The 13,340-nt window shown below is 66.0% G+C and carries 10 protein-coding genes; 1 reads left to right on the top strand and 9 read right to left on the bottom strand.

Translation table 11 applies throughout. From position 1 onward, the window contains the following. Both ACVWYQ_RS38500 and hydA read right to left on the bottom strand, forming a co-directional pair. Nucleotides 1-975 (bottom strand): NAD-dependent epimerase/dehydratase family protein, encoded by a 975-nt coding sequence (locus tag ACVWYQ_RS38500; protein ID WP_404542108.1) that lies wholly within the window; start codon nt 973-975, stop codon nt 1-3. A 16-nt stretch (nt 976-991) separates the two neighbouring features. Beyond that, nucleotides 992-2,461 carry a dihydropyrimidinase gene (hydA, locus tag ACVWYQ_RS38495; protein WP_404542111.1) on the bottom strand — a complete coding sequence of 490 codons (1,470 nt, stop codon included), beginning with the start codon at nt 2,459-2,461 and terminating at the stop codon, nt 992-994. Nucleotides 2,462-2,517: 56 nt separating this feature from the next. On the opposite strand from hydA, the gene ACVWYQ_RS38490 reads away from it, so the two are divergent. Next, the gene (locus ACVWYQ_RS38490; RefSeq protein ID WP_404542114.1) at nt 2,518-3,180 is read left to right on the top strand and encodes an aspartate/glutamate racemase family protein; all 663 of its coding nucleotides are present in this window, start codon (nt 2,518-2,520) and stop codon (nt 3,178-3,180) included. Here ACVWYQ_RS38490 and ACVWYQ_RS38485 read toward each other — a convergent pair. The 7 genes from ACVWYQ_RS38485 to ACVWYQ_RS38455 form a co-directional block, all read right to left on the bottom strand. Next, complete coding sequence (locus tag ACVWYQ_RS38485) at nt 3,177-3,836, bottom strand: flavin reductase family protein (protein ID WP_456727105.1); 660 nt, start codon at nt 3,834-3,836, stop codon at nt 3,177-3,179. The genes ACVWYQ_RS38490 and ACVWYQ_RS38485 overlap by 4 nt on opposite strands. Before the next feature lie 5 nt (nt 3,837-3,841). Then, entirely contained in the window at nt 3,842-4,774 is a 933-nt protein-coding gene (locus ACVWYQ_RS38480) for an N-carbamoyl-D-amino-acid hydrolase (RefSeq protein ID WP_456727104.1), read from the bottom strand. A 115-nt stretch (nt 4,775-4,889) separates the two neighbouring features. After that, nucleotides 4,890-6,572 (bottom strand): long-chain-fatty-acid--CoA ligase, encoded by a 1,683-nt coding sequence (locus tag ACVWYQ_RS38475; RefSeq protein ID WP_456727103.1) that lies wholly within the window; start codon nt 6,570-6,572, stop codon nt 4,890-4,892. Next, complete coding sequence (locus tag ACVWYQ_RS38470) at nt 6,569-7,864, bottom strand: aminotransferase class III-fold pyridoxal phosphate-dependent enzyme (protein ID WP_404652391.1); 1,296 nt, start codon at nt 7,862-7,864, stop codon at nt 6,569-6,571. The genes ACVWYQ_RS38475 and ACVWYQ_RS38470 overlap by 4 nt, the downstream gene beginning before the upstream one ends. Before the next feature lie 10 nt (nt 7,865-7,874). Continuing rightward, entirely contained in the window at nt 7,875-9,455 is a 1,581-nt protein-coding gene (locus tag ACVWYQ_RS38465; protein ID WP_271541172.1) for a hydantoinase B/oxoprolinase family protein, read from the bottom strand. Continuing rightward, nucleotides 9,452-11,461, bottom strand: a complete 2,010-nt coding sequence (locus ACVWYQ_RS38460; protein WP_271541174.1) for a hydantoinase/oxoprolinase family protein — start codon at nt 11,459-11,461, stop codon at nt 9,452-9,454. Before ACVWYQ_RS38460 ends, ACVWYQ_RS38465 begins: the two co-directional genes overlap by 4 nt. Nucleotides 11,462-11,912: 451 nt before the next feature. Next, nucleotides 11,913-13,337: a PepSY domain-containing protein gene (locus ACVWYQ_RS38455; RefSeq protein ID WP_271541175.1), complete on the bottom strand. Its 1,425-nt coding sequence runs from the start codon at nt 13,335-13,337 to the stop codon at nt 11,913-11,915. Nucleotides 13,338-13,340 lie beyond the last annotated feature (3 nt).

The raw sequence follows: 13,340 nt of genomic DNA, 5'->3' as shown, positions 1-13,340 counted from the left end.
TCAGATCCCCTCCTTGTGCTGCATCCACCAGGCGCTCATCGCAGCAGCCGACTCCGCGCAGCCGAAGCGGGCGCGCCAGCCGAATTCGTCGGCCATTCGCGTCACTGAGAGCGGCGCGCGATCGCCCCCATGAAGCTTGATGAAGGTCTTCTCGCCCGGCTCCGCCAGCCGACACTCCAGCCCGGGATGCAGGGCCGCAAACGCCTCGCCCCATTGCAGCGCCGACCAGGCCGTGCCGCTGGAGATGTTGTAGAGCCGGTGGCGCGGCCGCTCGGCTTCGATCAGCACAGCCACAGCCTCGGCAGCGTCCGGCGCGTAGGTCCAGTCCTTAATGCCCCGCGCCGGCAGCAGCGCCGGTTCGCCGCGCGCAAACTCCGCCAGAATCTGAAACTGGAGGCTTGGCGTGTCGCGCACCTTCCCGATCCGTTCCCACGGGCCGAACACTGCGCTTAAGCGCACACTCAGAAAATCGCCTCCCCACAACTCGGCAAGCCGCGCAACGCATCTCTCTGACGTGAATTTGCTGATCGCGTAGAAGGAGACGGGATCGCACGGCGTCTCCTCGTCCAATATCGGATAGCGTTGCCCCGCCGCGCCATAGGCGGATGCCGAGGACAGATTGATCACGCGCCGAACACCGCGGCGGATCGCAGCGCTCAGAATCGGGAACTGAGCCATCACATTGATCTCGAGGATGGTCGAGGTCATGGACCGCTCGAGCTGCTCCCCGGCGGTTATGGCAGCGCCAAGGACCATCGCATCAAAGCCCTGCTTCACAAGTGCGTCGATCCGCTCGACGTCCGAGATCTCGCCCTGAATAGTCGTGAGCCGCTCCCGGTGGTCGGCAAAGGATCGCTCCGCTTCAGCCGGAAGTTGCTTACGATCATACAGCGTCACCTCGTGCCCACGCGCGAGCAGCACCTCGGCGAGATTCAGGCCGACAAAGCCGGTGCCGCCGAAGATGACGATCCTCATCGCGCGCAATCCGCCATCACAGCAGCCTGGCTCCAAAATTCCGTTCGGGATCCATGTCGGCGACGAGCCGGCCGGTCGGCCTGGCCGCCTCGCCGCCGCTGCGTGCGAGGAATTTTCCGCTGCCGGCGCTCGCGAGGCACTTGTCGCCCTCGATGATCACGCGGCCGCGCGAGAGCACCGACACCGGCCAACCCTTGAGCCTGCGACCCGCAAACGGCGTGTAGCCGGCGAGGTCGTGCATCATCTGGTCCGCGATGGTGACCTCGCGGTTGGGATCCCAGATCGCGATATCGGCGTCGGCGCCGACCGCGATCGAGCCCTTGCGCGGATGCAGGTTGTAGATCTTTGCCGGGGCGGTCGCGGTCAGTTCGACGAACTTTTCGAGGCCCAGCCGTCCCTTCGACACCATCGCATCGAACAGCAGCGGCAGCCGCAGCTCAAGGCCCGGCAGGCCGTTGGCGACCTGCTTGAAGTTGGGATTGGGGCCAGCGCGCAGCTTGCCGGTCTCGTCGTAGCGATACGGCGCGTGGTCCGACGAGATGGTCTGGAGATCGCCGAGCGAGAGCGCCTGCCACAGCGCCTCCTGGTCGGCATGCGTGCGCGGCGGCGGGCTGCACATCCACTTCGCCCCCTCGGCGCCGGGCTTGTCGAGATCGTTTGCCGTGAGGAACAGGTATTGCGGGCAGGTCTCGGCGAAGACCTTGAGCCCCTGCCCGCGCGAGTCGCGGATCACCTTGGCGCCTTCGGCCGTCGAGACATGGAAGATCATGATCGGCTGGTCGATCAGCGCCGCCATGCCGATCAGCCGGGTGAAGGCTTCCGCCTCCGAGATGCGGGCGTGGCTGACGGCGTGGTATTTCGGCATCGTGTAGCCGCGCGAAAGCAGCCGCTTCACCATCCAGGCGATGATGCCGTGGTTCTCGGCATGGGCGCACAGCATCGCACCGGACTGGCGAGACGCGAGCAGAATGTCGAGCAGCGGCTCGTCGTCGACCTTGAGGCGGTCGTAGGTCATGAAGATCTTGATCGAGGCATGGCCCTGCTTCACCAGCGCGGGGATGTGCTCCTCGACCGTCTCCTTGGTCGCGTCCGCAATGATCATGTGAAAGGCGTAGTCGATCACAGCACCTTTCTTCGCCAGGGCGTGATAATCCTCGACCACCTGTGGCAGCTTCATGCCGACATGTTGAGCCGCGAACGGAATCACCGTGGTGGTGCCACCGAAAGCGGCAGAGACGGTGGCGCTCTCGAACGTGTCGGCATTCATGATGCCGGCGGCCGACAGCTGCTCGATATGGGCGTGGCTGTCGACCCCGCCGGGCAGCACCAGCTTGCCGCGCGCGTCGATCTCGCGCTTTCCGGGCGGAAGCCCGCGGCCGATGGCCGCAATGGTCTCGCCGGAGATGGCGACGTCAGCCTCGAAGACGTCGGTCGTGGTGGCGACGCGGCCGCCGCGGATGATCAGGTCGTAAGCGGGTTCAGTCATGAGGCACTCCGTGATAGGCTAGAGGCACGTTCGCTAAATCTCGCAGGAAGTCCATCATGTCCCGGCCGCGCATTCTCGTCATCAACCCGAATTCCAACCACAAGGTCACGCAGGGGCTGGAGGATGCGTTGAAGCCGCTCGATTTCGAGGGCGGGCCGGAAGTGGTCTGCCAGACGCTGGCCGAGGGTCCGTTCGGCATCGAAAGTCAGGCGGACGCCGATAGCGTTGCGATCCCGCTGCGGAAGCTGGTCGAATGCGACAACAGCTCGGCCGCCTTCGTCATCGCCTGCTACAGCGATCCCGGGCTGCAGGTTTGCCGGGAAGGCACCGACCGCCCCGTGTTCGGCATCGCCGAGTGCGGCGTGCTGACGGCGCTTTCCCGCGCGGAGACCTTCGGCGTCATCGCGATCGCCCAGCGCTCGATCCCGCGTCACACGCGCTATCTCAGGCAGATGGGCCTGACCGACCGCTTCTCCGGCGAGCGGCCGCTGAACATGAGCGTCGCCGAAACCGCTTCGGGCGAAGGCACGCTCGCCAAGATGATCGAGGTCGGCCGCGCGCTGCGCGACGAGGACGGTGCCCGCGCCGTCGTGATGGGCTGCGCCGGCATGGCGCGCCACCGCCGCGCGTTGGAAGACGCGCTGCGCATTCCCGTGATCGACCCGACGCAGGCGGCCGTTACCATGGCGCTGGGTACGGTGCAGTTCTCGGCTCACTAGGCGTCCTTCAGCTCTTTGGCACCCTGGCGCGAGAGCCATTGCGCATGGCTCTCGCGGACAAGGGCAAACGTATCCCGCTGAGTGGTGTAGAGATTGCCGAACATGCGGCCGATCGGCCGATAGGCGTCGAGATCGACATACATGTTGGCGGTGTCGACCAGCCCCTCGCGGGCGTGAACCCGCAAGACCTCGCCGACCAGGAGCTCGCGATCGGGCGAGAAGGTCATCACGACATGGCGCCGGCATTCCAGCGCGAAGGGCGCTGCAGCGAGACGCGGCACCTTCACGTCGACCGAGGGAAGCGTCGCAAGACCCGTTGCGGCTACCTCGCTGTCGCCGGAGGGGAAATCGACCGCGCAGTCGTTCATCGCGCCCGACAGCGCCTCGTCGACCATGTGCACCACGAACTCGCCGTCGCGATGGATGTTGCGGGTGGTGTCCTTGGGCGAGTAATCCGGCTTGTGCTGGAGCCCGAGCACGATCAACGCGGGACTTTCGGAGAACACGTTGAAGAAGCTGAACGGCGCGGCATTCACCGCCCCGTTCTCATCCAGCGTCGTCACCAGCGCGATCGGCCGCGGCACCACCACGCCGCAGAGCAGCTTGTAGCGATCGCGCGGATCGAGCTCACGCAAGGAGATGCCTTTGTCAGCCATCGGCGTCACTTCTCCGGCGGCGGCACCGCGCCGGTCTGGCTGGTGATCAGACCGTAATGCTCGATGCGGCGATGCCGAGCGAAATCGAAGATGGTGGTCTTGCCGAACGCCGTCGCATCGAGGTCGCAGGCATGGACCAGCACCTCGTCGTCATCCGTCTTGGCCTCGGCGACGATCTCGCCATTGGGATCGACGATCAGGCTGCCGCCGAACAGCGGATGACCGTCCTCGACGCCGGCCTTGGCGACTGCGACCACCCAGGTCGCGTTCTGATAGGCGCCGGCCTGCACCGAGAGGCGGTTGTGGAACAGGCGCTTCTCGACGCCCTCCTCGCTCTTCTCGGCATTCACCGACGGCGTGTTGTAGCCGATCAGCACCATTTCGACGCCCTGCAGGCCCATGACGCGATAGGTCTCGGGCCAGCGGCGGTCGTTGCAGATCGCCATGCCGATGATGCCGCCGAGCTCGCGCCAGACCTTGAAGCCGAGATCGCCCGGCTCGAAATAGCGCTTCTCCAGGTGCTGGTGCGAGCGCTTGCTGTCGTATTCCACATGGCCCGGCAAATGCACCTTGCGGTATTTGCCGACGATCTTGCCGGTTTTGTCGGTCAGGATCGCGGTGTTGAAATGATGACCGTCCGGCGTCAGCTCCGCATAGCCGAAGTTCATCGCGATTCCGTGCTGCGCCGCGCGCTCGAACAGCGGCCTGGTCGCCGCGTTCGGCATCTCGCGTTCGAACCAGATGTCGAACTCGGCGCGGTCCTCGACGTACCAGCGCGGGAAGAACGTCGTCAGCGCCAGCTCGGGATAGACGATCAGGTCGGCACCCTTGCTCTTGGCTTCGTCCATCAGCGCTATCATGCGTTTGACCACGGCCTCGCGGCTGTCGGCTTTCTGGATCGGGCCCATCTGGGCGGCGGCGACATTGACGATGCGCATCAGCGAATTCCTGATTTCTTGAGTTTCTTGGCGAGGCTTGGGATCGCACCTTCAGGGGCGTGTTGGCGCGCGCAGCATATCGCAGCCTCGCGCTGTTTTTCCAGCCGAGCAGCTTTCATGCCGTCCGCCCCCATTCGGCATCCTGCAACAGCCGCCAGTTGACCTTGTTGCTAGCGGTCCGCGGCAGGGACTCGACGAAGACGACGGCGCGCGGCGCCTTGTAGCTCGCCATCGCGCTCCGCGCCCAGCCGACGATGTCGCCCTCCGACGTCGTCGCGCGCGCGGCGTCATCGAGCACCACCAGCGCCTTGACGGTCTCACCGCGATAGCCGTCCGGCGCTGAAATGATGCAGCATTCCCGGATAGCCCGGTTCTGGTACATCGCCGCCTCGACCTCGGCCGGCCACACCTTGAAGCCGCTGACATTGATCATCCGCTTCAGGCGGTCGACGGCGAAGAAATAGCCGCCGGCATCGCGGTAGCCGAGCTCGCCCGTGCGCAGGAACCGCTTGCCGTCCCGCTCGATGAAGGCTTCGGCATCCGCCTCCGGCCTGTTCCAGTAACCCTGCAGCACCTGCGGCCCGTGCACGACGATCTCGCCGACCACGTTGTCGTCGAGCTCGACCAGGCTGTCGGGGTCGATCACCCTGGCATCGGTCTCGTGCACGGCGATGCCGAGGCACTGCCGCTTCGGCGCCGCCATTGGATTGAGGTGCGTTGGAGACATCGTCTCGGTCATGCCGTAGCCCTCGACGAAATCGAGCCCAAACCGCCCCTTCAGCCGTTCCGCGACGGCTGTCGGCATCGCCGCGCCGCCACCAGTCAGCACCTTGAGCTTCGCAAAACATTTGTCGCGGAAGCTGGCGCTGGCGAGCACATCCACGATCATGGTCGGCGCGGCGTTCCAGAATGTGACGCCATAGGTCTCGAACAAATCCGGCAGCAGATCCTTGTCCCAGCGCGCCATCAGCAGCAGCGTGGCGCCGGAGACGATGGCGGCATTCATCGAGCCCTGCATGCCCGCGACATGGAACAGCGGCATGAAGCCGGTCATCACGTCGCTGCCATCGAGCCCATACCAGCGCGCCTGCAAGACGGCGGTGAACAGCGCGCTGCGATGGGTGTGCATGCACGCCTTGGGCTTGCCTGTTGTCCCTGAGGTATAGGGCAGGATCATCAGATCCGCCGGCCCCGCCTCCATCGCACCCGGCTGCAGGTCCTGCATTATCGCGGGCGACCACGAATACCAGCCCGGCGATGACGGCGGCTCCAACGGCGCTTCGGTCACGCATGATGGCAGCGTGTAGGGCGTCGCGGCTGGAACTTCGTCGCGGTACCGCGCGACAATCCCATGCGTAATCGCCTCGCCTACCAGCGGTGCAAACACATCGCTTAGCTCGCTGCCGATGATTGCAACCCTGGCGCCGCTGTCCGCGGCGAGATACGCGATCTCGGCGGTCTTGTTCATGGGATTGACCGGCACGATCACGCCGTTCGCCCGCATCGTCGCATAGTAAGCGATGACGTACTGCGGCGAATTCTGCAGCGCGATCATGACGCGGTCGCCGCGCTTCACTCCGCAAACGCCTTGCAGAAAGCCGGCCATGGCATCGACCCGGTCACGCAGCTCGGCGTAGCTCAGGCTCGCCCCGTAGAACATTGTCGCCGGATGCGATGGTCGTTCACGTGCCGCACGCACCAGGGCGTCGTAGAGCGTCCCATCAGGCATCGCGAGATGCCAGGGCTCGTCCGCCGGCCAGGCCGGCGAGCGACGAGGTGCTGCGTGGTCCGCGTTCACCCGTGCTCCTTGTCGGCAATATCGAGGCCGTGGTCGAGCGCATCGAGCAGCAGCGTCGCCTCGCGCTCGGAGATCACCAGCGCCGGCGCCAGGAACAGCGAGGTCTGCTCGCCGCTGGTACCGATCACCGCGCCTGCTTCCAGCGCGCGTTCCGCGACGCGCGAAGCAATCGGCACCTCGGTGGTGTCGGCGTGCCAGGTGCGCCAGTCCGGGCCGTGCAGCTCAACCGTCCAATGCAGCCCCTGCCCCGCTACGCGCTGCACGCTCGGATGCTTTTGTGCGATCGCGAGCAGGCGGCGGGCGAACAGCTTCTCGAGGCTCGCGACGTGCTCCAGAATCTTATCGTCGCTGACGACCTTCAGATAAGCGCTCACCGCAGCCATGCTGATCGGATGACCGCGCAGCGTGCCGTAATTCTGCCAGCTCGTTCCCTTCAGCCGCTCGACGATGTCTTTCGACACCACGACGGCAGCCACAGCAGCCGCACCGCCGCCGAGCGACTTGCCGAGCGTGACGATATCGGGGCGGCTCTGCGCGCCCTGGAACGCGAACCAGCGCCCAGCACGGCCCGCGCCGGTGACGACCTCGTCCGCGATCCAGTACGAGCCGGCCTCTCGCGCGCGCTTTGCCATTTCATCCTGATAGGCGCCGTCGTAATAGATGCCGCCCTGGGTGTAGTCGATGATCGTCGCTGCCGTATCCGAGAGCAGGCGCGGAGCATCCGCCAGATATTCACTGGGCGGCGCTTTGTTGGCCGGCGCGCCGTAGATCGCGCCATGCGGCGCCGGCAGGATCCGCACCGGCGCCATCGGTGCCGGCATCTTGGAGCCGCCGGCGTGCACGGCGAGACCGCCGTGCCATTGCGGCTGCACGGTCATGCTGCGCGACAGGCCGGTGATGCCGTGATAGGCGCGCTCGCGCGTTGCCAGCGCCGAGCGCTGCGTCAACGCCTGGCACAGCGACAGCGCCATGTCATTGGCCTCGCTGCCGCTGATGCAGAAGCGCACCGCGCCGACCCAGTCCTCTTCGCCCTTGAAGGCGATAGCCATCAGATCGTCGGCGGCCTGCTCGCGGCCGACCCAGGTCCAGCCCTCGTTGACGACGGGCGTATCCGCCGCGCGGCGGATCGCCTCCACCATTGCGGGATGGCGGTGGCCGAGTCCGCCGCCGGTGTTGCTGCCGTCGATCAGCTTGCGGCCATCCGCAAGGTGAAAGTAGACGCCCTCGCCGCCGACCACGGCCATCGGCGCAGCCTCGCCCGCATTCAGCCCGGTTCGCAACAATCTGCTCATCGCCACTGCCTCACTCCGCCGGAACGGCGCCGTAGCCACCGCCACCGCACATCTCGATCGTGACGAGATCGCCTTGCTGCAACACCAGGTTCGACTTGCCGTCGATGGCGACGTTGGCGCCCTGCCGGACCAGCGAGATGCGGCAGGCCTCGCCGGGAGAGCCGCCCTGCATGCCCCACGGCGCCATCACCATGCGCTCGATGCAAGTGGTCAGGTGCATCGAGGGCGCCAGGATGCGGTAGGTGCGGACGGAGCCGTCACCGCCGCGATGTGCGCCCGCGCCGCCGGAATTCCGGCGAATCGCCTGCTGCTCGAGCCGGATCGCGTAGTTCGCCTCGATCACCTCGACCGGTGTGTTCGAAGTGTTGGACAGATGCACGCGGGTTGCGGACGTGCCGGCGCGATCGTGCCGCGCGCCTTCACCGCCGCCATGGACCTCGTAGAGCATCTTCCACGACCCGTTCGGCCGCGGCTCGGCAAAGAACAGCACGCCCGCGGTGGTCGCCCCGCCCGCCGACAGACGCTCGGGAATGGTGTCCTGCATGGCGCGAAAGATCGCATCGACGATGCGCATGGAGGTCTCGTGATTGCCGGCGGCAACGGAGGCGGTCCAGCCGGGCTCGAGGATCGAACCCGGGCGCGTGATGATGGTCAGCGGCCGCAGTGCGCCGGCGTTCTGCTGCATGTCGCGTCCGCTCATGATGCGCGCGGCATAGGCGACCGCCGAGCGCGCCATGAACGGCGTCGTGTTGCAGAAATTGGAGACGCGGTCGCAGCTTCCGGAGAGGTCGAAGGTCGCTTCATCCCCGCGAATGGTGATCTTCACATGGATGCGCGCCGGCGCATTGTTTGCGCTGCCGTCGTCGAGATAATCCTCGCCCTCGTAGACGCCATCCGGAAGATCGCGCAGTGCCGCCCGCATCTCGATTTCGGAGAGGTCGTGCAGGCGCGACTGCGCCGCCATGAAGACTGCCTTGCCATGCTCGCGGCAGAGCTCGACGATGCGCTTCTCGCCGGCCTTGGTCGCCGCGATCTGGGCAAGGAGATCGCCCTCGCAGGATTCGGCATCGCGAACGTTGGCCTTGAGCAGCTGCACGATCGGCGTACTGAGGCCGGCGGCAGTCGCGATCAGCACCGGCGGAATCCGCATCGCCTCCTGGAACGTATCGACGGCCTTGGCGAAATAACTGCCGGGCCAGGTGCCGCCGATGTCAGGCCAATGCGCAAGGCTGACTGCGAAAGCCACGATCTCGCCCTCGAAGAAGACGGGGCGCACGACCTTGACGTCGTTGAGATGATTGCCGCCGAGCGCGCCGACATTGTAGATCACGACGTCGCCGTCGTTCAGGCCATCGCGCGGCATCACCTTCAGGAGTTCGGGGATGGTGTAGGCCATCGCGCCGAGATGGATCGGAATGTCGCGGCCCTGCCCGACCAGGCCGCCATGGCCGTCGGTAATCGCCGATGACAGGTCGCCGGCCTCGCGCAGGAGCGGCGAGCGCGCCGAACGCGTCATCACGAGGCTCATCTCCTCGGCCGCGGCGGAGAGCCCATGCCTGATGACCTCGACGACGAACGGATCGAGCTTCATGCCGCCCTCCGCGTCAGGAACAGATTGCCCGATGGATCGGGCCTCGCCTGCCAGCCCGGCGGCACCACCACGGTCGACCAGGCGTCTTCGATGATGGCGGGACCATTGATGGTCTCGGTGAGCGACGCGCGGTCGACGATCGCGGTTGCGATGTCGTGGAAGCCGTCGAACGAGCAGGTGCGCGTGGTCATAGACACTGCCCTCGCCGCGGTCGCCGGCCGGCTGACAATTGTCGTCGACGGGCGACGGGCCTGCACCCGCACCGACTCGATAACGCAGGGTTCGCCGGTCGCATAGCCGAACAGCTCATGATGCCGCGTCAGGAAGTCCTGCTTCAGCCTGGCAACGTCGAGCGGCAGCGTGAAGGATACCGGAATGGCGTCGTTCTGCGCGGCGTAGCGCATCAAGGCCACCAGCTCGACCTGGATCTCGGCCTTCGCAACATTGTTGGCGAGAAGCGGCGCCGAGGCATCGGCAATCAGGGCCTCGATCCGTTCCGAGACGCGCGCGAGATCGATGCCGTCGAGGGCAGCGCGAAGGGTCTGCTGCTGCAGGAAGCTGAAATCGGCAGTGAGGCAACCCAGCGCCGAGAACGCGCTCGAGGCACTGGGCACGACCACCTCTGCAATGCCGTAGAGATCGGCGAGGCCCGCGGCATGCATAGGACCGCCGCCGCCGAAGGCGAGCAACGTACAGTCGCGGCCATCGATGCCGCGCTCGACCGTGACACGGCGGAGCGCGCGGGCCATGGTCGCGTTCGCGACCTTGATGATGCCGAGCGCCGTCTCCGTCAGGCTCAGCCCGAGCGCGCGGGCAATCGGCGCGATGACGCGCTTTGCGGCCGCGATGTCGATCCCGATGCGATCACCAAGCTTGGTCTCGGGATTGAGATAGCCGAGCACCGCATTGGCATCGGTGATGGTCGGCTCCGTGCCGCCGCGGCCATAGCAGGCCGGGCCCGGCTCGGAGCCGGCGCTTTCCGGCCCGACCGTCAGGCCGCCGGGACCGTTGCGCACGATCGATCCGCCGCCGGCGCCGATCGAATGCACCGCGAGCATCGGCTGGCGCAGCGGCTTGTCGCCGAGCATGCGGCCGTCGGTCATTTCGGCCTGGCCGTCGATGATCAGGCACACGTCCGTCGTGGTGCCGCCCATGTCGAAGGTCAGCATCCGCGCGCAGCCGAGCTGGCGCGCGATGCTGACCGACGCCGAGACGCCGGCCGCCGGGCCCGACATCGCCATCACCAGCGGACGCCGCTTCACCGCCGAAATCGGGACCATGGCGCCGGCGGAGTGAAACACCTGCAGACCGGGCCCGATCGGCAGCCGCTGCTCCAGCTCGCTGAGATATTGAACCGCGATCGGCATCGCGGCCGCGTTGAACACGGTTGCCGAGGTTCGCTCATATTCGCGCGCCTCGGGATTGACCTCGTGCGAGAGCGAGACATGGGCGACGACGCCCCTGAGCCGCTCGCCCAGCATCTTCTCGTGGACTGGATTGGCATAAGCGTGAAGGAGCGCGACCGCAACGCTCTGAACGCCGGTGCCTTTCAGCCACGCCACCAGGCGTTCGATCTCGGCTTCCTCGAGCGCCTTCAGCACCCGGCCCTCATGATCGAGGCGCTCGGCGAGCCCAAAGCATCGTTCGGGCGGCACCAGAGGCGGCGATTTCGGCGGAATGTCGAGCCGATAGAGATCGCGCCGGCGATAGCGGGCGATCTCGAGCACGTCGGCAAAGCCTTCGGTCGCGACCAACGCCACCTTCGGCAGCCGGTTCTCGACGATCGCGTTGGTCACGCGCGTGGTGCCGTGGACGAAGCGCTTGACCTCGCTCTTGCGCAGGCCGACCGCCTCGATCGCCTCCAGCATCGCCTGCACCGGTGCGTCGGGGCGCGACGGCACCTTGGCAATCCGCGCTTCCGCGGAATCGCGCCGGATCGCGATGATGTCGGTGAAGGTGCCACCGATATCGGTGCCGACCTCCCAGTGATTGCCGGAATCGCTCATCTGCACAGTCAGCTACGCATGACGTTCATCATCATTCCCTGTCATGCCATCACGTGCGAGCGTGCGACAGAGCGATGGCCGCGGGATAGGGCCAGAGTTGTCGCAAACCACTGGGCCAGCACAGCCACCGGCATTGCGCGGCGCACCATCGACTGCACGTTTTAGTGCAGCGCTGCTCGCGCAGAGAGCAGAAGCACACGAAGCAGAAATGTGCAGCCCACCCCTGGATTCTTCGAGGCAAATAGAAGCGCCCGTTGCACTGCAATCGGATCGCGCGAGGTCGCTTGTCTAATTTGCAGGCGATCGAACGGCGGTGCGGGAGAGAGGACTGACCAGGAGCTATGCACGGAGGTCGGCTCAGCCTCTCTTTATTGTACGGTCAGTAAGCGAGAACATCACCGGCCGCTGGTGGATAACCGGGCGTAGCACCCGGCGTGCCGTTTCAAGCTGCTCAGGCTGCCAGCCATGCCCGCAAGCGCCGCCAACCGATGACGATGCCGGTGATGGAGAACATCAGCCCGAGCGTACAGAGCCCGACGATGAGAGCGTCACGCAGCCGCGCATGAGCCAGCAGAATCGGGAAGTCAAGCGTGTGCAACGCACTGTAAAGCCAGCGATAGGCGCGGCGCGACGGGTCCAGCCTTTGCAGCACCTTGCCATCGGCAGCATCGACATCGAACCAGAGATCGCCGCACGTTGTGCGGTAGACGGGGACCCCCGGAAGTGCGGATTGCGCTGGATAGCCGTCGTTGCCGGCGAGCAGGAACGGTGCGGCACAGCCGGCGCCAAGGCGCGCTGTCAGGTCGCCGATCTCCGGCCTATCCAGGTATGCCGACTGTCCGCGTGGCACGTCCCCTGCCTTGATCAAAGCCTGACGGCCGAGACCAACCCGGTCGCGCCGATAGACCTTGGCGCCGAACGCGAACCATTCGACCTCGAGCGCCGACGGCGATATTGGCTGCAGCGATGAAGCGTCTCGCCAATCCGGGGCGGCATCGACCACGGCGGCCTCCGCCGGCGTCAATTGCCCGCGCGAGAACAGCCGGCCGTGATCCATCGACAGCCAGCCGCTGAAGATCCAGGTCAGCACGAACACGGTCACGACAAGACCGATGATGTGATGCAGGGCGTGCCAGTCCCGATAGGGCGACGAGAGCTGGCGTCCCCGTATCTTCACACGCACGATTCCGAGCACCGCGCCAAGCAGTGCTGCGATCAGGGCCAGCAGCGACAGCGTCCAGACCACGCGATCCCACAGCGCCCAGCTGCTGCGCAGAATTGTCGGATAGATCCAGTGCAGCACGCTGCCGGCCCAGTTCCACGCGCGCTCGCTGCGCGTCGTATCCAGGACGATTTCGCCGGTCAGCGACGAAACGTAGACCTCCGTTCCAGGGGCATCGCCGAGAGCGGCGCGAAACAAGGGGCGATGCCGATCAAAACCGTTCGGCACGCTCCACTGATCGTAGTCCGACCGCGCGACGATTGCAGCGCGCACCGCCTCAAGCCCGCGCTGACGTGAATAAGCTTGCACGATGGTGAGCGCGACATCGGCTGATGTCACCGACGCGTCTCCTCCATCGGAGGCGCGAACCGCTCGCGAACCTGCGGAGCCCGAGACGACGTAGACCGGTCCATCGCTCCGCTGGATCAGCCGAACACGTGTCGCATCGGCAATCCCGCTCGCCGCAACGGCGTCCGCGACCGAGATCCTCGTCCCGTCGCGATCGACCGGCACAAGTCCGGCAAATCGCTCCGCTTCCGTCAGCGACGGAAACGGGACGAAGTGCATGACGATCCCGCTCGCGAACCACATCGCGAACAACAGACAGAACGCGATGCCGAGCCAGCGATGCGTGAGGACGATCGCGCCCATCATGCG

The organism is Bradyrhizobium sp. USDA 3397 (assembly GCF_054060965.1).
Note: the sequence above shows the minus strand (reverse complement) of the source record. Positions and strands in the feature narration are given on the sequence as shown.

What these genes read in the sequence shown, in the direction of transcription:
- ACVWYQ_RS38500 (WP_404542108.1), bottom strand. Translation starts at nt 975, where the DNA reads ATGAGGATCGTCATCTTCGGCGGCACCGGCTTTGTCGGCCTGAATCTC.
- hydA (WP_404542111.1), bottom strand. Translation starts at nt 2,461, where the DNA reads ATGACTGAACCCGCTTACGACCTGATCATCCGCGGCGGCCGCGTCGCC.
- ACVWYQ_RS38490 (WP_404542114.1), top strand. Translation starts at nt 2,518, where the DNA reads ATGTCCCGGCCGCGCATTCTCGTCATCAACCCGAATTCCAACCACAAG.
- ACVWYQ_RS38485 (WP_456727105.1), bottom strand. Translation starts at nt 3,836, where the DNA reads ATGGCTGACAAAGGCATCTCCTTGCGTGAGCTCGATCCGCGCGATCGC.
- ACVWYQ_RS38480 (WP_456727104.1), bottom strand. Translation starts at nt 4,774, where the DNA reads ATGCGCATCGTCAATGTCGCCGCCGCCCAGATGGGCCCGATCCAGAAA.
- ACVWYQ_RS38470 (WP_404652391.1), bottom strand. Translation starts at nt 7,864, where the DNA reads ATGAGCAGATTGTTGCGAACCGGGCTGAATGCGGGCGAGGCTGCGCCG.
- ACVWYQ_RS38465 (WP_271541172.1), bottom strand. Translation starts at nt 9,455, where the DNA reads ATGAAGCTCGATCCGTTCGTCGTCGAGGTCATCAGGCATGGGCTCTCC.
- ACVWYQ_RS38460 (WP_271541174.1), bottom strand. Translation starts at nt 11,461, where the DNA reads ATGAGCGATTCCGGCAATCACTGGGAGGTCGGCACCGATATCGGTGGC.
- ACVWYQ_RS38455 (WP_271541175.1), bottom strand. Translation starts at nt 13,337, where the DNA reads ATGATGGGCGCGATCGTCCTCACGCATCGCTGGCTCGGCATCGCGTTC.